Source organism: Streptomyces sp. NPDC002574 (genome assembly GCF_042889545.1).
In the GTDB taxonomy this organism is placed as follows: Bacteria; Actinomycetota; Actinomycetes; order Streptomycetales; family Streptomycetaceae; genus Actinacidiphila.
Genome location: NZ_JBIARB010000009.1, coordinates 226,949 through 248,686, shown reverse-complemented (window position 1 = coordinate 248,686; position 21,738 = coordinate 226,949). Strand labels below are relative to the sequence as shown.

Annotated in this window: 21 protein-coding genes; 17 read left to right on the top strand and 4 right to left on the bottom strand. The window is 71.9% G+C overall.

The genetic code is table 11. The annotated features are described in order from the left end of the window. Window positions 1-26 precede the first annotated feature (26 nt). The 4 genes from ACFYXS_RS23635 (at window position 27) to dnaE (ending at window position 7,241) form a co-directional block, all read left to right on the top strand. Window positions 27-674 carry a hypothetical protein gene (locus tag ACFYXS_RS23635; protein WP_389251295.1) on the top strand — a complete coding sequence of 216 codons (648 nt, stop codon included), beginning with the start codon at window positions 27-29 and terminating at the stop codon, window positions 672-674. Between the two features lie 75 nt (window positions 675-749). Then, window positions 750-1,559, top strand: coding sequence for a thioredoxin domain-containing protein (locus ACFYXS_RS23630; RefSeq protein WP_389251292.1), 810 nt, complete (start codon window positions 750-752; stop codon window positions 1,557-1,559). Between the two features lie 127 nt (window positions 1,560-1,686). Beyond that, complete coding sequence (locus ACFYXS_RS23625) at window positions 1,687-3,351, top strand: alkaline phosphatase D family protein (RefSeq protein ID WP_389251290.1); 1,665 nt, start codon at window positions 1,687-1,689, stop codon at window positions 3,349-3,351. Window positions 3,352-3,662: 311 nt separating this feature from the next. Beyond that, complete coding sequence (gene dnaE, locus ACFYXS_RS23620; protein WP_389251288.1) at window positions 3,663-7,241, top strand: DNA polymerase III subunit alpha; 3,579 nt, start codon at window positions 3,663-3,665, stop codon at window positions 7,239-7,241. 110 nt (window positions 7,242-7,351) lie between these two features. Here the strand turns inward: dnaE and ACFYXS_RS23615 are convergent, their stop codons facing one another. Next, window positions 7,352-7,522: a hypothetical protein gene (locus ACFYXS_RS23615; protein ID WP_319661079.1), complete on the bottom strand. Its 171-nt coding sequence runs from the start codon at window positions 7,520-7,522 to the stop codon at window positions 7,352-7,354. 197 nt (window positions 7,523-7,719) lie between these two features. On the opposite strand from ACFYXS_RS23615, the gene ACFYXS_RS23610 reads away from it, so the two are divergent. The 4 genes from ACFYXS_RS23610 (at window position 7,720) to ACFYXS_RS23595 (ending at window position 11,643) form a co-directional block, all read left to right on the top strand. Continuing rightward, the gene (locus ACFYXS_RS23610) at window positions 7,720-8,952 is read left to right on the top strand and encodes an NYN domain-containing protein (protein ID WP_389251285.1); all 1,233 of its coding nucleotides are present in this window, start codon (window positions 7,720-7,722) and stop codon (window positions 8,950-8,952) included. A 61-nt stretch (window positions 8,953-9,013) separates the two neighbouring features. Continuing rightward, complete coding sequence (locus tag ACFYXS_RS23605; protein ID WP_389251283.1) at window positions 9,014-10,027, top strand: ABC transporter ATP-binding protein; 1,014 nt, start codon at window positions 9,014-9,016, stop codon at window positions 10,025-10,027. An 88-nt stretch (window positions 10,028-10,115) separates the two neighbouring features. Continuing rightward, window positions 10,116-10,952, top strand: coding sequence for an ABC transporter permease (locus ACFYXS_RS23600; RefSeq protein WP_389251281.1), 837 nt, complete (start codon window positions 10,116-10,118; stop codon window positions 10,950-10,952). 67 nt (window positions 10,953-11,019) lie between these two features. After that, on the top strand, window positions 11,020-11,643 hold the full coding sequence (locus ACFYXS_RS23595; protein ID WP_389251279.1) for an ABC transporter permease: 624 nt from the start codon (window positions 11,020-11,022) through the stop codon (window positions 11,641-11,643). Between the two features lie 9 nt (window positions 11,644-11,652). On the opposite strand, the gene ybaK is transcribed toward ACFYXS_RS23595, so the two are convergent. From ybaK to ACFYXS_RS23580, 3 genes are all read right to left on the bottom strand, one after another. Beyond that, window positions 11,653-12,153 (bottom strand): Cys-tRNA(Pro) deacylase, encoded by a 501-nt coding sequence (gene ybaK / locus ACFYXS_RS23590; protein ID WP_389251277.1) that lies wholly within the window; start codon window positions 12,151-12,153, stop codon window positions 11,653-11,655. Between the two features lie 18 nt (window positions 12,154-12,171). Continuing rightward, entirely contained in the window at window positions 12,172-12,882 is a 711-nt protein-coding gene (locus ACFYXS_RS23585; RefSeq protein ID WP_389251275.1) for an LON peptidase substrate-binding domain-containing protein, read from the bottom strand. Between the two features lie 682 nt (window positions 12,883-13,564). Beyond that, window positions 13,565-15,088, bottom strand: coding sequence for an oxidoreductase (locus tag ACFYXS_RS23580; RefSeq protein WP_389251273.1), 1,524 nt, complete (start codon window positions 15,086-15,088; stop codon window positions 13,565-13,567). 130 nt (window positions 15,089-15,218) lie between these two features. Between ACFYXS_RS23580 and hisD the strand changes: the two genes are divergently transcribed. The 9 genes from hisD to ACFYXS_RS23535 all read left to right on the top strand — a co-directional run bounded on the left by hisD (window position 15,219) and on the right by ACFYXS_RS23535 (window position 21,717). Continuing rightward, window positions 15,219-16,541 (top strand): histidinol dehydrogenase, encoded by a 1,323-nt coding sequence (gene hisD, locus ACFYXS_RS23575; RefSeq protein WP_389251271.1) that lies wholly within the window; start codon window positions 15,219-15,221, stop codon window positions 16,539-16,541. Continuing rightward, entirely contained in the window at window positions 16,538-17,638 is a 1,101-nt protein-coding gene (locus ACFYXS_RS23570) for a histidinol-phosphate transaminase (RefSeq protein ID WP_389251269.1), read from the top strand. Before hisD ends, ACFYXS_RS23570 begins: the two co-directional genes overlap by 4 nt. A gap of 3 nt (window positions 17,639-17,641) precedes the next feature. Next, entirely contained in the window at window positions 17,642-18,235 is a 594-nt protein-coding gene (gene hisB / locus ACFYXS_RS23565) for an imidazoleglycerol-phosphate dehydratase HisB (protein ID WP_319661088.1), read from the top strand. Beyond that, complete coding sequence (locus ACFYXS_RS23560; RefSeq protein WP_389251267.1) at window positions 18,232-18,384, top strand: hypothetical protein; 153 nt, start codon at window positions 18,232-18,234, stop codon at window positions 18,382-18,384. Before hisB ends, ACFYXS_RS23560 begins: the two co-directional genes overlap by 4 nt. Window positions 18,385-18,397: 13 nt before the next feature. Next, window positions 18,398-19,048 (top strand): imidazole glycerol phosphate synthase subunit HisH, encoded by a 651-nt coding sequence (gene hisH, locus ACFYXS_RS23555; RefSeq protein WP_389251264.1) that lies wholly within the window; start codon window positions 18,398-18,400, stop codon window positions 19,046-19,048. Window positions 19,049-19,062: 14 nt separating this feature from the next. Next, the gene (priA, locus tag ACFYXS_RS23550; protein ID WP_389251261.1) at window positions 19,063-19,797 is read left to right on the top strand and encodes a bifunctional 1-(5-phosphoribosyl)-5-((5-phosphoribosylamino)methylideneamino)imidazole-4-carboxamide isomerase/phosphoribosylanthranilate isomerase PriA; all 735 of its coding nucleotides are present in this window, start codon (window positions 19,063-19,065) and stop codon (window positions 19,795-19,797) included. Further along, entirely contained in the window at window positions 19,794-20,210 is a 417-nt protein-coding gene (locus ACFYXS_RS23545) for a RidA family protein (protein ID WP_389251259.1), read from the top strand. Before priA ends, ACFYXS_RS23545 begins: the two co-directional genes overlap by 4 nt. After that, window positions 20,207-20,971, top strand: a complete 765-nt coding sequence (gene hisF, locus ACFYXS_RS23540; protein ID WP_389251256.1) for an imidazole glycerol phosphate synthase subunit HisF — start codon at window positions 20,207-20,209, stop codon at window positions 20,969-20,971. Before ACFYXS_RS23545 ends, hisF begins: the two co-directional genes overlap by 4 nt. Window positions 20,972-21,102: 131 nt before the next feature. After that, the gene (locus ACFYXS_RS23535; RefSeq protein WP_389251254.1) at window positions 21,103-21,717 is read left to right on the top strand and encodes a winged helix-turn-helix domain-containing protein; all 615 of its coding nucleotides are present in this window, start codon (window positions 21,103-21,105) and stop codon (window positions 21,715-21,717) included. The last annotated feature ends 21 nt before the right edge of the window (window positions 21,718-21,738 follow it).

Below are 21,738 nucleotides of genomic sequence, written 5' to 3'. Positions count from 1 at the left end.
CCCACCGGCATGGCACACTCAGCGCCATGGATGGGACCGGACCTCAGCTGAGGGCGTTGCGCGCGGCGTGTTTCGCCGCGCTGTGCGTCACGCTGTCCGCGACCGCCCACATCCTGCTCTCACGGGAGCCCCTGCCGCTGGTGACCACGGCGGGGGCGGCCGTCGGCGTCTTCGGCGTCGCGTACGCCCTCGGCGGCCGGGAGCGCGGCTACTGGCCGATCGCCGGCCTCCTGGTCCCGCTCGAACTGGCCGTGGACACGCTGTTCACGGCCGGACAGCAGACCTGCTACGGCCCCTCCGGCGGGCCTGTCACCGGCTCGTGGCGCTCGATCAACGAGGCGCTGGCCTGCCACGGCGGTGACGTCGGCAGCCCGCTCGCCGGCGCTGCCGGGAGCCCCGGCCATTCGGCCTCGCCGTGGCTGCTGCTCGTCGTGCACGTCGCCGTGGGCCTGGCCGCCGCCTGGTGGCTGCGGCGCGGCGAGGCCGCGCTGCACGGCCTGCTGCGCACCGTCTTCCGGCCGCTGATCGTCGCCGTCGCCGCCTTCCGCGGAACCACCCGGCCGCGGACCGCCGCCCGCCGCTTCGTGCCCGCGGCAGCCGTCGCGCCCGCGCTGCCGCTGCTGCTCCACACCGTCGTACGCCGAGGGCCCCCGGTCGTCGCCGCCGCTCGCTGAGCCGAGCCGCGCACGACCTGTCCCACCCCGCACATCCCCTCACGCATGTCACGACGACACGGAGAACCCACCACCATGAGCAAGAGGAACAGCCAGACCGCCAAGACCGCAGCCCGCGAGCGTCTGCGCGCGGAGCGGGAGCGCCAGGCGAAGCGCGACAAGGTCCGCCGCCAGTTCATCGTCGGCGGCGCCGTGGTCGGCGTTCTGGCGCTGGGCGCCGGCATAGCCGTGGCCGTGGTCAAGATGAACGCGCCCTCCTACTGGGAGAAGGCCGCGGACCAGAAGCTGGTGGCGCCGGCGAACTCCACGGGCACGAACGGCACGTCCATCGAGATCGGCGACGCGAGCGCCAAGCACACGCTGAAGGTGTACGAGGACCTGCGCTGCCCGGTCTGCGCGCAGTTCGAGCAGACCTCCGGCGAGGAGGTCCAGAAGGACGCCAAGGACGGCAAGTACAAGATCTCGTACACCATGGGCGCCTTCCTGGACGACGCCCTCAAGCAGGGCCAGGGCTCGAAGAACGCGCTGAGCGCGCTCGGCGCGGCGCTGAACGTCAGCAAGGACGCGTTCGTCCAGTACCACGCGCTGCTGTACTCCAAGGACGTCCACCCCGAGGAGACCAAGGACGACTTCGGCAGCGACGCCAAGCTGATCGAGATCGCGCAGAAGGTCGACGGCCTCAAGGGCAACAAGACCTTCGAGAACGCCGTCCGCAACGGCACCTACGACAAGTGGGCGCTGACGATGGCCAAGCAGTTCGACACGGACGGCATCACGGGCACGCCGACCGTGAAGCTCGACGGCAAGACGATCGAGAACGTGCAGACCATGACGCCGCAGCAGTTCACGGCGGCGGTGGACGCGCAGATCGGCGCCAAGCAGTAGGCGGCGCACCGCACTTGACCGCCCCTCGGGCCCCGGCGACCTGCCGGGGGCCGAGGGGCGAAGTCTTCGCCAACAGTTGCGGGGAGGGGTGCCGGAGAGCGGTTACTGACGCGTAATCTGATCCGCCGTGACCGAGACCTCTGCATCCTCACAGACCTCTCCGAGAACACCGAGCCGCCGTTCGGTGGTCAAGGCCGGCGCCGTCGTGACGGGCGCCGCGCTCATACCGCTCGCCGCCACCGCCGGTCAGGCGCGGGCGGCGTCCGCGCCCGCCTTCCTGCACGGTGTGGCCTCCGGCGACCCGCTGCCCGACGGCATCCTGCTGTGGACCCGCGTGACGCCCACCCCTGAGGCGGTCCCCGGCTCCGGGCTCGGCCCGGCGACCGAGGTGACCTGGACCGTCGCCACGGACAAGGCGCTCACCTCCGTCGTCGCGAGCGGCACGGCCACCGCCACCGCGGCCTCCGACCACACCGTCAAGGCCGATGTGCGCGGCCTGCGGCCGGCGACGGACTACTGGTACCGCTTCACCGCGGGCGGCGTGGACTCACCGGTCGCCCGGACGCGTACCGCACCGGCCGACAACGTCACCGCGGCCCGCCTGCGCTTCGGCGTGGTGTCCTGCTCGAACTGGGAGGCCGGGTACTTCGCCTCCTACCGGCATCTGGCCGCGCGCGGCGACCTGGACGCCTGGCTGCACCTGGGCGACTACATCTACGAGTACGCCAGCGGCGGCTACGCGGCCCGCGGCGCCGTCGTCCGCCGGCACGCCCCCACCCACGAGATCATCACGCTGGCCGACTACCGCACCCGCCACGGCCGGTACAAGACCGACGCCGACCTGCAGGCGCTGCACGCCGTCGCCCCGGTCGTCGCGATCTGGGACGACCACGAGTTCGCCAACGACGCCTGGTCCGGCGGCGCCGAGAACCACACCGAGGGCACCGAGGGCACCTGGACCGCGCGGGTGGCGGCCGCCAAGCAGGCCTACTTCGAATGGATGCCGGTGCGCCCCTCGATCGCCGGGACGACCTACCGCCGGCTGCGCTTCGGCAAGCTCGCCGACCTGTCGCTGCTCGACCTGCGCTCCTTCCGCTCGCAGCAGGCCGGTGTCGGCAGCGGCTCGGTGGACGACCCCGACCGCTCGATCACCGGCCGGGCGCAGCTGGACTGGCTGAAGGCGGGCCTGAAGGCCTCGGACACCACCTGGCGGCTGATCGGCAACTCGGTGATGATCTCGCCGGTCGCCTTCGGCGCGCTGCCCGACTACCTGCTCGCGCCGCTGGCCGAGCTGCTCGGTCTGCCCGGCGAGGGCCTGGCGATCAACCCCGACCAATGGGACGGCTACACCGACGACCGCCGTGAGCTGCTGGCGCACCTGCGGGACAACGGCATCCGCAACACCGTCTTCCTGACCGGCGACATCCACATGGCGTGGGCCAACGACGTCCCGGTCAAGGCGGCCACCTACCCGCTGTCGGCGTCGGCGGCGACGGAGTTCGTGGTCACCTCCGTCACCTCGGACAACCTGGACGACATCCTCAAGGTCGCCCCGCACACCGTCTCCCCGATCGCCGAGGCCGCCGTCAAGGTCGCCAACCGGCACGTGAAGTGGGTGGACATGGACTCGCACGGCTACGGCGTGCTGGACATCACCGGCGAGCGGGCGCAGATGGACTACTACGTCCTGTCCGACCGGACCGACGCCAACGCCACGTCCACCTGGGAGCGTTCGTACCGCACGCTGTCCGGCACCCAGAAGGTGGAGCGCGCCGACTCGCCGGTGCGCTGAGCGCCCCCGGGCGCCGATCACCGGCAGGCGTCCCGCGGTGCGCACCGCGCAGCGCGGGACGCCCGGACCCGGTCCGGGTACGACCGGCGGCGCGGGTCCGGGTCCGCCGATGCTCGGACATCGGCTACGACGCCCGGACGCGCCGGAACCCGGCCGGCCCGGCGTGTCGCGGGGGAGGGCCCCGGGCCGCCCGCCCGGTGCACCGGCCCCACCTCCCGGGCCGGTCGCGGTCACCCGCACGGTGCGGACCGTCCCGGCCGTGGTTGTCCGACCCCCGGCGTAGGATTCCCCTCGCCGCCAGATGACCACCGATGCCGGAGGTGTCGCTTCCCGTGACCACGCCCTTCACCCATCTGCATGTTCACACCCAGTACTCGCTGCTGGACGGAGCGGCGCGGCTGAAGGACATGTTCAAGGCCTGCGGTGAAATGGGCATGTCGCACATCGCCATGACCGACCACGGCAACCTGCACGGGGCGTACGACTTCTTCCACCAGGCCAAGGGCGCCGGGATCACGCCGATCATCGGCATCGAGGCGTACATCGCCCCCGAGTCCCGGCGGAACAAGCGCAAGATCACCTGGGGCCAGCCGCACCAGAAGCGGGACGACGTCTCGGCCTCCGGTTCCTACCTGCACAAGACGATCTGGGCGTCGAACCGGACGGGGCTGCACAACCTCTTCCGGCTCTCCTCCGACGCCTACGCCGAGGGCTGGCTGACGAAGTACCCCCGGATGGACAAGGAGACCATCGCCCAGTGGTCCGAGGGCCTGATGGCCTCCACGGGGTGCCCCTCCGGCGAGGTGCAGACCCGGCTGCGGCTCGGCCACTTCGACGAGGCGCTGAAGGCGGCGGCGGAGTACCAGGACATCTTCGGCAAGGAGCGCTACTTCCTGGAGCTGATGGACCACGGCATCGAGATCGAGCGCCGGGTCCGCGACGGGCTGCTGGAGATCGGCAAGAAGCTCGGCATCCCGCCGGTCGTGACCAACGACTCGCACTACACGTACGCCAGTGAGGCCGACGCCCACGACGCGCTGCTGTGCATCCAGACCGGCAAGAACGTCTCCGACCCGGACCGCTTCCGCTTCGACGGCACGGGCTACTACCTCAAGACGACGGAGGAGATGCTCGCCATCGACTCCTCCGACGCCTGGCAGGAGGGCTGCCGCAACACCACGCTGCTGGTCGCCGAGCAGGTCGACACCGACGGCTGGTTCCAGGAGAAGAACCTGATGCCCCGCTTCGATGTGCCCGACGGGTACACCGAGGTCACCTGGTTCCGCGAGGAGACGCTGCGCGGCATGCACCGCCGCTACCCCGGCGGGATCCCGGACGACCGGATGAAGCAGGCCGAGTACGAGATGGACACCATCATCCAGATGGGGTTCCCCGGCTACTTCCTCGTCGTCGCCGACTTCATCATGTGGGCCAAGAACAACGGCATCGCCGTCGGCCCCGGCCGAGGCTCCGCGGCCGGCTCGATCGTGGCGTACGCCATGGGCATCACCGACCTCGACCCGATCGAGCACGGCCTGATCTTCGAGCGGTTCCTCAACCCCGAGCGCGTCTCCATGCCCGATGTCGACATCGACTTCGACGAGCGCCGGCGCGCCGAGGTGATCCGGTACGTCACCGAGAAGTACGGCGCCGACAAGGTCGCCATGATCGGCACCTACGGCACCATCAAGGCCAAGAACGCGATCAAGGACTCGGCCCGCGTGCTGGGCTACCCGTACGCGGTCGGCGACCGGCTCACCAAGGCGATGCCCGCCGACGTCCTCGGCAAGGGCATCCCGCTCAACGGCATCACCGACCCGACGCACCCGCGCTACAGCGAGGCCGGCGAGATCCGGGGGATGTACGAGAACGAGCCGGACGCCAAGAAGGTCATCGACCTCGCCCGCGGTGTCGAGGGCCTGGTCCGGCAGATGGGCGTGCACGCCGCCGGCGTGATCATGTCCAGCGAGACGATCACCGACCACGTGCCGGTCTGGGTGCGGCACTCCGACGGCGTCACCATCACGCAGTGGGACTACCCGAGCTGCGAGTCGCTCGGCCTGCTGAAGATGGACTTCCTCGGCCTGCGCAACCTCACGATCATGGACGACGCCGTCAAGCTCGTGAAGACCAACAAGGGCGTCGACATCGAGCTGCTCGCGCTGCCGCTGGACGACCCCAAGACCTTCGAACTGCTCGGCCGCGGCGACACCCTCGGCGTCTTCCAGTTCGACGGCGGCCCGATGCGCTCCCTGCTGCGCATGATGAAGCCCGACAACTTCGAGGACATCTCCGCCGTCTCGGCCCTGTACCGGCCGGGCCCGATGGGCATGAACTCGCACATCAACTACGCCCTGCGCAAGAACAAGCAGCAGGAGATCACCCCGATCCACCCGGAGCTGGAGGAGCCGCTCCGGGAGGTCCTGGACATCACCTACGGCCTGATCGTGTACCAGGAGCAGGTGCAGAAGGCCGCCCAGGTGCTCGCCGGTTACTCGCTCGGCCAGGCCGACCTGCTGCGCCGCGCGATGGGCAAGAAGAAGCAGGAGGTCCTCGACAAGGAGTTCATCCCCTTCCAGAAGGGCGCGCGCGAGCGCGGCTACTCCGACGCGGCCATCCAGGCGGTGTGGGACGTACTGGTCCCCTTCGCCGGCTACGCGTTCAACAAGGCGCACTCCTCGGCCTACGGCCTGGTCTCCTACTGGACCGCCTACCTCAAGGCCAACTACCCGGCCGAGTACATGGCGGCGCTGCTCACCTCGGTGCGCGACGACAAGGACAAGTCGGCGATCTACCTCAACGAGTGCCGCCGCATGGGCATCAAGGTGCTCCCGCCGAACGTGAACGAGTCGGACGCCAACTTCACCGCGCAGGGCGACGACGTGATCCTCTTCGGCCTGACCGCCGTCCGCAACGTCGGCCAGAACGTGGTGGACTCGATCATCCGCTGCCGCAAGGCCAAGGGGAAGTACACCGCGTTCCCCGACTTCCTCGACAAGGTCGAGGCGGTCGTCTGCAACAAGCGCACCGTCGAATCGCTGATCAAGGCGGGCGCCTTCGACGAGATGGGCCACACCCGCAAGGGTCTGACCGAGCACTACGAGCCGATGATCGACAACGTGGTCGCGGTCAAGCGCAAGGAGGCCGAGGGGCAGTTCGACCTCTTCGGCGGCATGGGCGACGACGCGGCGGCGGACGAACCGGGCTTCGGGCTCGACGTCGTCTTCTCCGACGTCGAGTGGGACAAGACGTACCTGCTCGCTCAGGAGCGGGAGATGCTCGGTCTCTACGTCTCCGACCACCCGCTCTTCGGCATCGAGCACGTCCTCAACGACAAGGCGGACGCGGCCATCGCGGCCCTCGCCGGCGACTACGCCGACGGCTCGATCGTCACCATCGGCGGCATCATCTCCGGTCTGCAGCGCAAGATGACCAAGCAGGGCAACGCCTGGGCGATCGCCACCGTCGAGGACCTCGGCGGCTCCATCGACTGCATGTTCTTCCCGGCCACCTACCAACTGGTCTCGACGCAGCTGATCGACGACGCCGTGGTCTTCGTCAAGGGCCGCCTCGACAAGCGCGAGGACATCCCGCGGCTGGTCGCGATGGAGCTGATGGTCCCCGACCTCAGCGACGCGGGCACCAACGCGCCCGTGACGATCTCCATCCCGACGGTCAAGGTGACCCCGCCGCTGGTCGCCCGGCTCGGTGAGGTGCTGGCCAGCCACAAGGGCAGTACCGAGGTGCGGGTGCGGCTGCAGGGCGCCCGCTCGACCACCGTGCTGCGGCTGGACCGGCATCGGGTCACCCCCGACCCGGCACTCTTCGGTGACCTCAAGGCCCTCCTGGGCCCCGCCTGCCTCGGCGCGGCCCAGCAGCAGGCGAGCTGATCGGCCGCCGCTGCCCTCTCCCTCCCGATCACCCTGCGTGCACAGGGGAGATACGCATCAAGGGTGGCACCCCCGAGCGGGATGCCACCCTTGATCGCTGCCGTCCGGCGCTAGTTGTGGCCGAACTTCTTCTGCCGCTTCTGCGACACGTGCGGCTCGGCCCCCGGGGCCGTCATGATGTGCTCGCGTCCGGCGCTCTTCGCGTGCTCTTCGGTGGTCGCGGAAGTACCGCGCTCGGATCGCTGGCCGGTGCGCTCGCCCCGGTTCTTGTTCTTGCCCACGATGTTCCTCCTTGGGGGAAATCACGGAATGGGCCGCACTCAGGCTTGCACGGGAGTACGAAGGTCGCATTTCGGGCAGTTGCCCAGTGTGGCGCGCCGGTGATCGCCCAACAGGTCACAACGAGCCGGTGTTCGGGCAGACTCGGGGAAACGTCGGGGGGACGGACGACAGGACTCCGGAAAAGAGGGTGAGACCGATGGACCGCTGCGTCGTCCTGGTGGACGCCGGTTATCTGCTCGGCGCCGCCGCGAGCCTGCTGGCCGGAGAGCCCTCGCGCTCCCGGATTCTGGTCGATCACGCGGAGATCGTCGCGGGCTTGCGCGAACGGGCCGAGAAGGAGACCGGTCAGCCGCTGCTGCGGATCTACTGGTTCGACGGCGCCCCCGACCGCGTACCGCAGCCGGAACACCGGCGGTTGCGGGTCATGCCCCGTGTCACCGTGCGGCTCGGCGCGCTCACCCGTACCGACGGACGCTGGGCCCAGAAGGGCGTGGACGCGGCCATGCACGCCGAACTGTCCGAGCTCGCCCGCAACCGGGCCTGCTCCGACGTGGTGCTCGTCACCGGCGACGGCGATCTGCTGCCCGGCATGATGTCGGCCAAGGAGCACGGCGTCGCCGTCCACCTGTGGGCCGTCCAGGCCGCCGACGGGGACTTCAACCAGTCCGAGGACCTGGTCGCCGAGGCCGACGAACGCCGCGTGCTGGACCGCGAGTGGATCACCCGGGCGATCCGGGTCCGGGAGCCCGCCGGGGTCTGCGCCCCGCCCACCCCGCGCCCCGAGATCGCCGCCATCCTCTCCGCCCCGCTCCCCGAACCCGCCCCGGCCAAGCCGCAGCCCGCCGCGGCGGAGGAGCCGACCGCGGCCGAGCCCGTCGTGGCCACCGCCGCGCAGAACGGCTCCGGCCTCCTCGCCGATCCCCCCGCGACCGCCGGCAAGGGCCTGGTGCCCACCCCCAAGGACCTCGCCGGGATCGTGCACCGCGGCCACTCCGCCCCGCACCCCTCCTCCGCCGCTGCCGGCGCCACGCTGCGCTGGTCCTCCGACCGCGGCATGGTCGGCGGCAGCGACGCCGCGGACGCCGGGCTGCCCACCCTGGCCCAGCTCACCAGCGCCGAGCAGCGCTGGGCCGACCGAGAGGAGGACATCACCGACGTCAGCGGCGACCCGTACGAGGTCGGGCAGGTCTTCGCCCGGCGCTGGATCGGCCGGCTCACCGAGGGCCTGCACCTGCAGCTGCTCTCCGCCGAGTACCCGCGCGTCCCGCACCGCATCGATGGCGAGCTGCTGCGCTACGCCGCGCGTTTCGGACTGCTCGCCCACAAGGACGACCAGATCGACGAGCACGACCGCTACGCCATCCGGGCGGGTTTCTGGCGCGAGGTCGACGCCCGCGCGGTCGTCGCGCGGCCCCCCTCGGCGGAGTGAACGCGCCCCGGACGGACCCTGAGGCGCATACCGGCCGGGATGGAGCGTAGTCTCGACCCTCGTGAGTACGGGCACGGGACAGGACACCGCCGCGCGCACGGCGGTGGTCGTGACCGTGCGCGGACTCGTCAAGACCTATCCGGCCGGGCGCGGACGCCGCGCGGCCGCGAAACCGGCCGTGCGGGCCAACGACGGCATCGACCTCGACGTCCGCGGCGGCGAGATCTTCGGGCTGCTCGGCCCCAACGGCGCCGGGAAGACCACCCTGGTGCGGCAGTTGACCGGCCTGCTGCGCCCGGACGCCGGGAGCGTCGACCTCCTCGGCCACGACCTCGTACGCCACCCCGAGCGGGCCTCGCGCCTCGTCGGCTACCTCGGGCAGGAGTCGAGCGCGCTGGACGAGCTCACCGTCGCCCTCGCCGCCGAGACCACCGGGCGGCTGCGCGGACTGGACGTGCGGTCCGCGCGGGCCGAACGGGACGCCGTCCTGGAGGAGCTGGGGCTGACCGGGCTCGCCTCCCACCCGCTGCGCAAGCTCTCCGGCGGGCAGCGCCGGCTGGCCTGCCTCGCCACCGCGCTGGTGGGGGAGCGGCCGGTGCTGGTGCTGGACGAGCCGACGACCTCCATGGACCCGGTCGCCCGGCGGGCGGTGTGGGCGGCGATCGACCGGCGGCGTGCCGAGCGCGGCGTGACCGTCCTGCTCGTCACGCACAACGTGCTGGAGGCGGAGACCGTTCTGGACCGCGTCGCGGTCATCGACGAGGGCCGGGTCATCGCCTGCGACACCCCGGCCGGCCTCAAGGCGCTCGTCGCCGACGAGGTGCGGCTGGACCTGGTCTGGCGGGACGAGCCCCCGCTGTCGGTGCCCGGCATCGCGGCGCTGCGCGAGACCGCGCGGATCACCGGGCGCCGCTGGACGCTGCGGCTGCCCCAGGACCGCGCCCGCGCGGTGGTCGCCGAGGTGACCGGCGGCCCGGCCTTCGCCGCGCTCGACGACTTCACGCTGGCGACGCCGAGCCTGGAGGATGTCTACCTGGCCCTCGGCGGCCGCCGGAGGGGACTGGTCAAGGCGTGAACGGCGGCAACGGCGGCAATGGAGCCATGAGGGGAACGGCCGTGAACGAGATCCCGGAAGGTATCGCGGGGGAACGGGGCGGCGCGGCGTGACCATCGTCTCCGCGGGAGCGGACACCACCGCGGCGGCGGCCCTCACGACGGCCCCCGCCGGCCCCGTCACCGGCGCGGCCGCGCCGCTCGCCCCCCGCGCCCGCCTGTTGCCGGCGATGATCGCGGTCTACCGGGCGCAGCTGTCGCGCGCCCGGGTCGCGCGCATCCCGCTGCTCTTCGTCGCGACGTTCCAGTCGGTCGGGATCATGGTGCTCATGCGCGGCGTCGTGCACGGCGGCCCGGCCGCCCGCGCGGTGGTCGCCGGCTCCAGCGTCCTCGTCGTCGCCTTCGTCGCGCTCAACCTGCTCGCCCAGTACTTCGGCCAGCTGCGCGCCTCCGGGGGCCTCGACCACTACGCGACGCTGCCCGTGCCGCCCGCGGCGGTGGTGCTGGGCGCGGCGGGTGCGTACGCGTCCTTCACGGTGCCCGGGACGCTGGTGACCGCCGGCATCGGCTGCGGCCTCTTCCAGCTCCCGTTCACCCATCTGTGGGTACTGGCCGCCGTCATCCCGCTGGCCGGCGCCGCCCTGTCCGGTCTCGGGGCGGCCCTCGGGCTGCTCGCCCCGCGCCAGGAGCTGGCCACGCTCGCCGGGCAGCTCGGCATGTCGGCCGCGCTGCTGCTCGGCGTCCTCCCGGCCGGCAACCTGCCCGCGCCGATCGGGTACGTGCGCGACCTGCTGCCGTCCACGTACGGCGTCGAGGCGTTCATCCGCAGCTTCGACGCCCACCCGGACTGGCTGGCCGTGATCGCCGACCTGTCGGTGTGCGCCGCCGTCGGCCTCGTCTCGCTGGCCGTGGCCACCTGGGCGTACCGCAGGGCGGCCTCCCGGTGAGGTGCCGGTGGGGCGGGTGTGAGGTGCCGGTGGCGCGTCCTGCGGGTGTACCTGGCACGATGGCAGGGTGACCGCACCTCTGACGCCGCACGATCACTGGCCCTCCGTGCCGCTGCCCTCGCCCCAGGGCGACGACGCGCGCATGGCCCCCGCGCAGGAGCTCAAGAACGGCGCGCTGACCGCCGTGCTCGTGGCGGTGGCGGGGGTGCTGCTCGGCCTTCTGTGGCTCTGGCTGGCGCCGCGGGTGCCGCTGATCTCCGACGGCAAGGCGGTCTACCTCAAGGACACCGAGGGCGAGCAGGCCGTCGGCGGTGACGGCACCTTCGTGCTGCTCGGGCTCGGCATGGGCGTCCTGACCGGCGCCCTGGCCTTCTGGCGGGTGAAGCGCGGGGGAGTGGGCGTGGTGCTCGGCCTCGCCGCGGGCGCGGTGCTCGGCTCCGTGATCGCCTGGCGGCTGGGGATCTCGCTCGGCCCGAGCTCCGACCTGATCGCGCACGCCAAGGCCGTCGGCCCGAAGAAGGTCTTCGACGGACCCCTCCAGCTCCAGGCCAAGGGCGCCCTGCTGGCCTGGCCCGTGGGCGCCGTCCTCACGCACCTGCTGCTGACCCTGGGCCTCGGCCCGCGCGACCCCGAGCCGCCGCTGATGCCGTACTGGGACACGCCCGCCTCGCACCTGCCCCCGAAGGACTGACGCGGGCGCTCAGCCGCGGCCGATCGCCGCCGTGACCGCGTCCGTCAGCCTGACCAGGTCCTGCGGGGCCAGCTCGACCTCCAGTCCGCGCTTGCCCGCCGAGACGAAGACCGTGGCGTGGTCCAGGGCGGAGGCGTCCACCACGGTGCGCAGCCGCTTGCGCTGTCCCAGCGGGGAGATCCCGCCCCGTACGTAACCGGTCGTGCGCTCTGCGGCCGCCGGGTCGGCCATCGCCGCCCGCTTGCCGCCCGCCGCGGTGGCCAGCGCCTTGAGGTCCAGCGAACCGGCGACCGGGACGACCGCGACGGTCAGCGCGCCGTCCACGTCGGCGACGAGGGTCTTGAACACCCGGTCGGGAGAGGTGCCGAGGGCCTGCGCGGCCTCCTCGCCGTAGCCGAGTTCCGAGGCGGGGTCGTGCGCGTAGGCGTGCACGGTGAAGGCGGCTCCCGCCTTCTCCAGGGCGACGGTGGCGGGCGTACCGCCGGACGGTGACTGCTTCTTCTTGGCCATAAGGGAATTGACGATCCGTCAGTTGAGGCTCGGGGCCTGGCGGGTGAGGTCCACGGCAGGCAGGGTCTGCAGCTTGTCGATGACGGCCGCCTCCCGGCGCAGCAGCCGCAGCTCCCGCTCCAGCCGGGTCGCGGTGTCCGCGGCCTCCAGCAGTTGCTGCTTGGCCGGGGTGTCGACGACGGCCGCCGCGGCCACGAGGTACGACAGCACGGTCGGGTCGTCCGGGAGCTCCTGGGCGCCCGCGATGCTGGACTCGCGCGCCCCGGCCAGCCGCTTCTGGTACGTACGGAACGCCCGGGCGACGCCGGCCGCCAGCGCGCCGGAGCCGCTGCCGTTCTCCTCCGGCACCTCCTCGACCTCGCCGACGAGGTACGGGCCCGTGGTGTCCACCGACACCAGCCGGAAGCGGGTCGTGCCGGTCGCCACGACCTGGAAGCCGCCGCCCTCGCGCTCCCCGATCGTGGCCGCCTCCGCGGTGCAGCCCATGGTGAACAGCGACGCCGCCAGGTCCGGGGCGAAGCCCGCCGCCGCGCCGTCCTCCTCGCCCGCGGGCGCGACCTCGTGGCCGTCCCGGATCGCCACGACCCCGAACCGGCGCGGTGCCTCCTCCGGCAGCTCGAGCAGGTCGCGGAAGAGGGCGCGGTACCGCTCCTCGAAGACGTTCAGGGGCAGCACGAGGCCGGGGAAGAGCACGGAGCTCAGGGGGAACAGCGGAAGGCGAGCGGTCACGTCGAGCAAGCCTAGGGCCTGGCGGCCCGGGCTCTCGTGGCGGTGCGGCTGCGCTGCGCTTGCTGCCCGGGTTTTTTCCCCGCCCGCCCGCCCGGGTGCCCTGTGAAGTCACGCACCCCGGCGCCTGTTGTCCGTGGGCCGGGTCCGGGGCCTCCGGGGCTGGCCATTCTGGACTGTGATATTTACGCGCGTTTCCAGCACCTGCTCATCCCGTCCCTGACCGGATAGTGCGCACAAATATCCCGCAGCGTCCAGAACACCCACCCCTTCGACCCCGCCCCCTCGGTTTCGTCATGCGCCTGATCCCCAGTGGGGGGTATGGAGGCGGTGACGGCTGGGCGGCTGATGTGCGCTGCGCCCACGGGTGCCCGCGTCACGGCCGCCTTCTCACCCCCCCACCGGGGATCAGGCGCGACAGCCTACGGAGGGGGCGGGGGAGTTGGGGGCACCCCCGGCCGGAGGCTGGGGGAGGGTGGGTGTTCTGGACTGTGGAGCATATTTGGGTGCATGACCCGGGGTGATCAAGGGACAGTGCCGGAGGCACCTAAATGTGCTGTCCAGAATGGCCGGCCCCGGAGGCCCCGAACCCGGCCCACCCCGCACGCGCGCCGGGGTCTCTGACTTCACGGGGCACACGGGCGGGCGGGCGGGGAAAGTACCCAACCGGTCCGGACGCGAAGCGTCAGCCGCGGCGGAGGAGGCGGGACGCGCCCGCGGCCACCGTCGTCGCGAGGATCCAGCCCAGCATGGTGAGGAACGCGGCGCCCCACTGCGCATCGCCGCTGAGGCGCCACGCGTTGTCCTGCCCGAGGTTGATGACCGGAAGCAGCAGGTCGAGGGCGAACAGGGGCGCGTTCCAGTGGGGGAAGGCGCCGCCGTCGACGGGCTGCGGCTCGCCGTGGATCTGGAAGAAGACCGCCCCGATCGCCCAGAGCAGCGCCATCCAGATCGCCGCGCGGCCGGGCCGGTAGCCGTAGCCGACGGTGATGTCCTGAAGGAAGCCCCAGAGCTTGCCGGCGATCGGGAGGGTCTCGCGGCGGCGCCGCTGCTTGGCCAGCTGGACCTCGCGGGCGTCGGCGTCCTCGCCGCTCGCGCGCAGGGCGGCGGACAGATGCTCGTAGGGCTCGGGGCTGTACTCGGGGGTGGCCGCCGCGAGCCAGGCGATGCGGGCGCGGAGCGGGAAGGAGCCCTCGGGGCTGAGCGAGCCGTAGCTGAAACCGGTCAGGTCCATGCCGCCCGTGGCGGGCCAGCAGGTGTGGTTGTCGGTGAGGTTGCCGACCCGCGCCCCGGCCAGGGAGATCGTGCCGGTCGGCGGCTGGTCGAGGGTGAGCCGCAGTTCCGGGGTCTGGACGCGGCGCAGGGAGAGCTGCTGGCCCTCGGCGAGCCGGAACCGGGCCCGGTGGATGATCACGCCGTTGCCGAAGCGCCCGTCGTCCAGCCGGACCCCGCCGTCGCTGCTGAACGGCCGGACCCCGCCGGAGCTGAGGTACAGGGTGTGCTCGACGGTCACCCGGGCGGCGTTGAGCGCGTAGCGCCCTTCCGGATTGCGCAGCCGGCTGCCGCGCAGGCTGAGGCGGCCGCCGATGCGGGCGCTGCGCAGGCTGATCTCGCCGGTCGCCTCCATCAGTTCGGCCTCGACGTCCTGGGCGACGCTCAGCCCGTCGGCGGCGAGCGCCCGGCCGTGCCGGTCCTTGCGCAGGGTGATCTGGTTGAGCAGCAGGTCCGTGCCGATGTGGGCGTCGGTGAGCCGGACGCCGCCCTCGATCGTGCACTGGGGCAGGTGCAGGTCGCCGGAGGTGTGCAGCCGGGCGGCCTCCAGCCGCGGTATGGCACAGCGCACCATGCGTAGCGTGGTGAAGCTGCACTCCGCGAGCAGCACCTGCTCCTCGAAGCGGCAGTCGTGCAGTTCCACGTACGGCACCACCGTGCCGCCGGAGAGGTTGAGCTGCCCGCTGATCTGCGCGCCGGACAGCTTCACGCACGAGACACGCCCGGACGCGGCCTGCGGTCCGTCCAGCAGCAGCCGGGCGATCGTCTCGGCGCGCACGGTGCGGTCCGGGCCCCAGAAGCGGTCGGCGGCCGGGTCGTCCCGCTCGGGTATCCCCGTGCGCAGGTCGTACAGCTCGCCGAGGCGAAAGGCCCGCCACAGGCCCTGTTCCACCGGGGTCCAGTCGTGCGGCGGCGCGATGTCCGGCGGCTCGGTCACCGAGATCCCTCCCCTGGCTGGCGACGACGACGGAAACGCTAGCGGGGATGATCACCCGTGGGGAGCCGTACGCGTATCAGGGACTGATACTCGGCGAAGCCGCCGTGGGCGGTTCTCTACACTTGGGAGGGTGATCTCCCGAATCGATCTGCGCGGTGACGCCTTCCCCGAGGACGGCATCGACCGCGATCTGCTGCCCCGTGCCGAGCTCGACGTCGAGGCCGCCCTGGAAAAGGTGCGCCCGATCTGCGACGACGTGAAGCATCGTGGCACGGCGGCACTGATCGACTACGCGGAGAAGTTCGACGGCGTCACCATCGACCGGGTGCGTGTCCCCGCGGAGGCGCTGACCCGGGCCCTGGCGGAGCTCGACCCGAAGGTGCGGGCCGCGCTGGAGGAGTCGATCCGCCGTGCCCGGCTCGTGCACAGGGAGCAGCGCCGCACCGACCACACCACGCAGGTCGTGCCGGGCGGCACGGTCACCGAGCGCTGGGTGCCGGTGGAGCGCGTGGGCCTGTACGTGCCCGGCGGTCGCTCGGTCTACCCGTCGTCCGTGGTGATGAACGTGGTGCCCGCCCAGGAGGCCGAGGTCGGCTCGATGGCCGTCGCCTCGCCGCCGCAGAAGGACTTCGGCGGTCTGCCGCACCCGACGATCCTCGCCGCGTGCGCGCTGCTCGGCGTGGACGAGGTGTACGCCGCGGGCGGCGCCCAGGCCGTCGCGATGTTCGCGTACGGCACCGAGGAGTGCCGTCCGGTGAACATGGTCACCGGCCCCGGCAACATCTGGGTCGCCGCCGCCAAGCGGCTGCTCAAGGGCCGCATCGGCATCGACGCCGAGGCCGGCCCCACCGAGATCGCGATCCTCGCCGACGGCACCGCCGACCCGGTGCACGTCGCCGCCGACCTGATCAGCCAGGCCGAGCACGACCCGCTGGCCGCGGCCGTCCTGGTCACCGACTCCGTCGACCTCGCCGAGGCGGTGGAGAAGGAGCTCCAGACGCAGGTGGCGGCCACCAAGCACGTCGAGGACCGGATCGCCCCGGCCCTGTCCGGCCGCCAGTCCGGCATCGTGCTGGTCGACGGGATCGAGCAGGGCCTGCGGGTCGTGGACGCCTACGCGGCCGAGCACCTGGAGATCCAGACCGAGAACGCGAGCGCCGTCGCCGCCCGGGTGCGCAACGCGGGCGCGATCTTCGTCGGCGCCTACGCGCCCGTCTCGCTGGGCGACTACGCGGCCGGGTCCAACCACGTCCTGCCCACCGGCGGCTGCGCCTGCCACTCCTCGGGCCTGTCGGTGCAGTCCTTCCTGCGCGGTGTCCACGTCGTCGACTACACCCGCGAGGCGCTGGCGGAGGTCGCCGGCCACGTGGTGACCCTGGCCGACGCCGAGGACCTGCCGGCGCACGGCGCGGCGGTGCGGGCACGATTCGATTGGACGGTACCGGGTTCGTGACCGGCATCGACGACCTGCCCATCCGGGACGAGCTGCGCGGCAAGTCCCCGTACGGGGCGCCCCAACTCGACGTCCCCGTACGCCTGAACACCAATGAGAACCCGTACCCGCTGCCCGAGGCGCTGGTCGAGCGGATCGCCGAGCGGGTCCGCGAGGCCGCCCGCGACCTCAACCGCTACCCCGACCGGGACGCGGTGGAGCTCCGCACCGGGCTGGCGGCCTACCTGACCCGCACCGCCGGGCACCCGGTGGGCCTGGCCAACGTATGGGCGGCCAACGGTTCCAACGAGGTCATCCAGCAGCTGCTGCAGACCTTCGGCGGCCCCGGCCGCACCGCGATCGGCTTCGAGCCCTCGTACTCGATGCACGGCCTGATCTCGCGCGGCACCGGCACCGCCTGGCTCCCCGGCCCCCGCAGGGACGACTTCACCATCGACGTGGCCGCCGCCGGGCGGTCCATCGCCGAGCAGCGACCGCACGTGGTCTTCATCACCTCGCCGAACAACCCCACCGGCACCGCGGTCGCGGCCGACACCGTCCTGGCCCTCTACGAGGCCGCGCAGGCCGCGCGGCCCTCGCTGGTCGTGGTCGACGAGGCGTACGGCGAGTTCAGCCACTCGCCCTCGCTGCTGCCGCTCATCGAGGGCCGCCCCCACATGGTGATCAGCCGCACCATGTCCAAGGCCTTCGGGGCCGCCGGCCTGCGGCTGGGCTACCTCGCCGCGCACCCGGCGGTCGTGGACGCCGTGCAGCTGGTGCGCCTGCCGTACCACCTGTCGGCCGTCACCCAGGCCACCGCGCTCGCCGCCCTGGAGCACACCGATACGCTGCTCGGGTACGTCGAACAGCTGAAGGCCGAGCGGGACCGCCTGGTCGCGGAACTGCGCGCGATCGGGTACGAGGTCACCGACTCGGACGCCAACTTCGTGCAGTTCGGCCGCTTCGAGGACAGTCACCTGGCCTGGCAGGCGATCCTCGACCGCGGCGTCCTCGTCCGCGACAACGGCGTACCGGGCTGGCTGCGGGTGACCGCGGGCACCCCGGCCGAGAACGACGCGTTCCTCGAAGCGGTACGCGAGCTGAAGAAGGAGCGGTAACCCATGACACGCGTCGGCCGCGTGGAGCGCACGACCAAGGAGACGTCCGTCGTCGTCGAACTCGACCTCGACGGCACCGGCAGGACCGAGATCTCCACCGGAGTCGGCTTCTACGACCACATGCTCGACCAGCTGGGCCGCCACGGCCTCTTCGACCTCACGGTCAAGACCGAGGGCGACCTGCACATCGACACCCACCACACCATCGAGGACACCGCCCTCGCGCTCGGTGCCGCCTTCAAGCAGGCGCTCGGCGACAAGGTGGGCATCTACCGCTTCGGCAACTGCACGGTGCCGCTGGACGAGTCCCTCGCCCAGGTCACCGTGGACCTCTCCGGCCGCCCGTACCTGGTGCACACCGAGCCGGAGAACATGGCGCCGATGATCGGCTCCTACGACACGACGATGACCCGGCACATCCTGGAGTCGTTCGTCGCCCAGGCGCAGATCGCGCTGCACGTCCACGTGCCGTACGGGCGCAACGCCCATCACATCGTGGAGTGCCAGTTCAAGGCGCTGGCCCGGGCCCTGCGCTACGCCTCCGAGCGCGACCCGCGCGCGGCGGGCATCCTCCCGTCGACGAAGGGCGCGCTGTGACCAAGCCGGCCATCCTGTTCATCCTGCTGGGCCTCTTCCTGGCCGGCGGTGTCTACTCGTTCTGGAAGCAGAAGATGCCCAAGGGCGTCATCGTGCTGCTCGGCATCGGCTCGGCCATGTCCCTGGTGACCGGCCTGCTGCGGCTGTAGGGGGTTCGCGCACATGAGCAAGGCCGCCAGGAAGGTCGTGGTCCTCGACTACGGCTTCGGCAACGTCCGTTCCGCCGAGCGCGCGCTGGCGCGGGTGGGCGCGGACGTCGAGATCACCGCCGACTTCGACAAGGCCCTGAACGCCGACGGGCTGCTCGTGCCCGGCGTCGGGGCGTTCGCCGCGTGCATGGCCGGGCTGAAGTCGGTGCGCGGGGAATGGGCCATCGGCCGCCGGCTCGCCGGCGGCCGTCCGGTGATGGGCATCTGCGTCGGCATGCAGATCCTGTTCGCGCAGGGCGTCGAGCACGGCGTGACCACCGAGGGCTGCGACGAGTGGCCCGGTACGGTCGAGCCGCTGCGCGCGCCGATCGTGCCGCACATGGGCTGGAACACCGTCAAGGCGCCCGAGGACTCACGGCTGTTCGCGGGACTCGACGCCGACGCGCGCTACTACTTCGTGCACTCCTACGCGGTGCGCTCCTGGGAGCTGGAGACCGGCAACCCCGGCATCCGGCCCCCCAAGGTCACCTGGGCGACGCACGGCGAGCCCTTCGTCGCCGCGGTGGAGAACGGCCCGCTGTGGGCCACCCAGTTCCACCCCGAGAAGTCCGGCGACGCCGGCGCCCAGCTGCTGGCCAACTGGCTCGACACCTTCAAGGACTAGGACCCCACGCCGTCATGAGCACGACGCACCGCCTCGAACTCCTCCCCGCCGTCGACGTCCGCGACGGCCAGGCAGTCCGCCTCGTCCACGGCGAGTCGGGCTCGGAGACGTCCTACGGCGATCCGATGGCCGCAGCCCTCGCCTGGCAGCGGGCCGGCGCCGAGTGGCTGCACCTGGTCGACCTGGACGCCGCCTTCGGCACCGGCGACAACCGTGCGCGGATCGCCGAGGTCGCGCGCTCCATGGACATCAAGGTCGAGCTCTCCGGCGGCATCCGTGACGACGAGACCCTGGCCGCGGCGCTCGCCACCGGCTGCACCCGGGTCAACCTCGGCACCGCCGCGCTCGAGGCCCCGGAGTGGGTCGCCAAGGTCATCGCCGAGCACGGCGACAAGATCGCGGTCGGCCTCGACGTGCGCGGCACCACCCTGCGCGGCCGCGGCTGGACCCGCGACGGCGGCGACCTCTACGAGACGCTGGCCCGCCTCGACTCCGAGGGCTGCGCCCGGTACGTCGTCACCGACATCAACAAGGACGGCACCCTGCAGGGCCCCAATCTGGAGCTGCTGAAGAACGTGTGCGCGGCCACCGACCGGCCGGTCGTCGCCTCCGGCGGCGTCTCCTCCCTGGACGACCTGCGGGCCATCGCCTCGCTGGTGCCCCAGGGGGTTGAGGGCGCCATTGTCGGAAAGGCGCTCTACGCCGAGGCGTTCACCCTGGAAGAGGCCCTGGAGGCTGTGTCCCGATGACGGAGACCCCCGACGTACGGCGAGTGCACAGCGACAGCCCCTGGGAGGAGCAGTTCGGTTTCGCACGTGCCGTGGCGGCGGGGGACCGTGTCCACGTCGCGGGCACGATGCCGTTCGAGGGCACCGTGCTGTACGGCGAGGGGGATCCGTACGAGCAGGCGAAGTTCGCGTTCACCAAGGCCCTCGCCGCGCTGGAGGCGTTCGGCCTGGACGCCGACTCCGTCGTCCGCACCCGGATGTACCTCACCCACACCCATGACGTGGAGGAGGTCGGCAGGGCGCACAAGGAGTTCTTCGACCGCGCCCGCCCGGCCGCGACGTTCGTCGTGGTCTCGGGGTTCATGGACCCGCGGGTCCTGGTCGAAGTGGAACTCGAAGCATTCCGAGCAGTCCGAGGAGCCCGAGCGCAATGACCCTGGCGGTCCGAGTCATCCCCTGCCTGGACGTGGACAACGGCCGGGTCGTCAAGGGCGTCAACTTCCGTGATCTCCGGGACGCCGGGGACCCCGTCGAGATGGCCAAGCTGTACGACGCCGAGGGCGCCGACGAGCTGACCTTCCTCGACATCACCGCCTCCTCCGGCAACCGGGAGACCACCTACGACGTGGTGCGGCGCACCGCCGAGCAGGTCTTCATCCCGCTCACCGTGGGCGGCGGCGTACGGTCCGCCGAGGACGTCGACAAGCTGCTGCGCGCCGGCGCCGACAAAGTGGGCGTCAACACCGCCGCCATCGCCCGGCCCGAGCTGATCCGCGAGATCGCCGAACGCTTCGGCCGGCAGGTCCTCGTCCTGTCGGTGGACGCCCGCCGCACGGACGCAGGCACCCCGTCCGGCTTCGAGGTCACCACGCACGGCGGCCGCCGGGGCACCGGCATCGACGCGGTGGAATGGGCGCACCGCGCGGCGGAACTCGGCGCGGGCGAGATCCTGCTGAACTCCATGGACGCCGACGGCACCAAGGACGGCTACGACACGGAGATGATCGCCGCCGTCCGCAGGCTCGTCACCGTCCCCGTCATCGCCTCCGGCGGCGCTGGCGGCCTCGCCCACTTCGCCCCGGCCGTCGCCGCCGGCGCGGACGCCGTCCTGGCCGCCTCCGTGTTCCACTTCGGCGACCTGCGCATCGGCGAGGTCAAGCAGACGCTGCGTCAGGCCGGCCACCCGGTGCGCTGACGCACGCCCCCATTGCGCCGCGGCGGCGCCACCGCCGCCGCTGAGATTCCGCCTGCCCTGGTCCGAGATGCACACGATCAGTTGCGCAAATTATCTTGCGCAACTTTTCTTTCGTATCTAGTCTTCCGGGTATGGCAGAGGACACGCCCCCCGGCGGCACCGCGGACGACCCGCGCAGGATCACCGACCTCGACGCGCTGAAGGTCTTCACCCACCCGCTGAGGATCAAGCTCTACCGGGCGCTGTTCGTCGCCCGCACCGCCACCGCCTCCCAACTGGCGGACCAGGTCGACGAGGCGGTCTCGCTGGTCAGCTACCACCTGCGCAAACTCGCCGCGCACGGCTTCATCGGCGAGGCCACCGGCCAGAGCAGCGACGCCCGCGAACGCTGGTGGAAGGTCACCTCGGACCGCGGATTCACCTTCCGCAGCTCGGACTTCGCCGACCGCCCCGAGGGGGCGGCCGTGATGAGCGAGGTCACCCGCCAGCTGCTTGCCACCCGGTACGAGCGCTATGCCGCCTACCTCGACCAGCAGCACGCGTGGGGCAGGGAGTGGTCGGACGTCACCTTCAGCTCCGAGTACATGCCCCGCCTCACCGCCGAGGAGACCCGCCAACTCAGTGCGGAGTTGGGCGAGCTGATGATGCGCTGGGTCGACCGCGGACGCGCCGCCGAGGACGCCGGCGACACCGAGGGCCGCGAGAACGTCGCGGTGCACCTGTACGGATTCCCCTACCGGCCGTGAGAGCAGCAGGCACCGAAGAAG

What these genes read in the sequence shown, in the direction of transcription:
- hisF (WP_389251256.1), top strand. Translation starts at nt 20,207, where the DNA reads ATGACCCTGGCGGTCCGAGTCATCCCCTGCCTGGACGTGGACAACGGC.
- ACFYXS_RS23635 (WP_389251295.1), top strand. Translation starts at nt 27, where the DNA reads ATGGATGGGACCGGACCTCAGCTGAGGGCGTTGCGCGCGGCGTGTTTC.
- ACFYXS_RS23535 (WP_389251254.1), top strand. Translation starts at nt 21,103, where the DNA reads ATGGCAGAGGACACGCCCCCCGGCGGCACCGCGGACGACCCGCGCAGG.
- ACFYXS_RS23545 (WP_389251259.1), top strand. Translation starts at nt 19,794, where the DNA reads ATGACGGAGACCCCCGACGTACGGCGAGTGCACAGCGACAGCCCCTGG.
- dnaE (WP_389251288.1), top strand. Translation starts at nt 3,663, where the DNA reads ATGCCGGAGGTGTCGCTTCCCGTGACCACGCCCTTCACCCATCTGCAT.
- ACFYXS_RS23630 (WP_389251292.1), top strand. Translation starts at nt 750, where the DNA reads ATGAGCAAGAGGAACAGCCAGACCGCCAAGACCGCAGCCCGCGAGCGT.
- ACFYXS_RS23610 (WP_389251285.1), top strand. Translation starts at nt 7,720, where the DNA reads ATGGACCGCTGCGTCGTCCTGGTGGACGCCGGTTATCTGCTCGGCGCC.
- hisH (WP_389251264.1), top strand. Translation starts at nt 18,398, where the DNA reads ATGAGCAAGGCCGCCAGGAAGGTCGTGGTCCTCGACTACGGCTTCGGC.
- ybaK (WP_389251277.1), bottom strand. Translation starts at nt 12,153, where the DNA reads ATGGCCAAGAAGAAGCAGTCACCGTCCGGCGGTACGCCCGCCACCGTC.
- priA (WP_389251261.1), top strand. Translation starts at nt 19,063, where the DNA reads ATGAGCACGACGCACCGCCTCGAACTCCTCCCCGCCGTCGACGTCCGC.
- hisB (WP_319661088.1), top strand. Translation starts at nt 17,642, where the DNA reads ATGACACGCGTCGGCCGCGTGGAGCGCACGACCAAGGAGACGTCCGTC.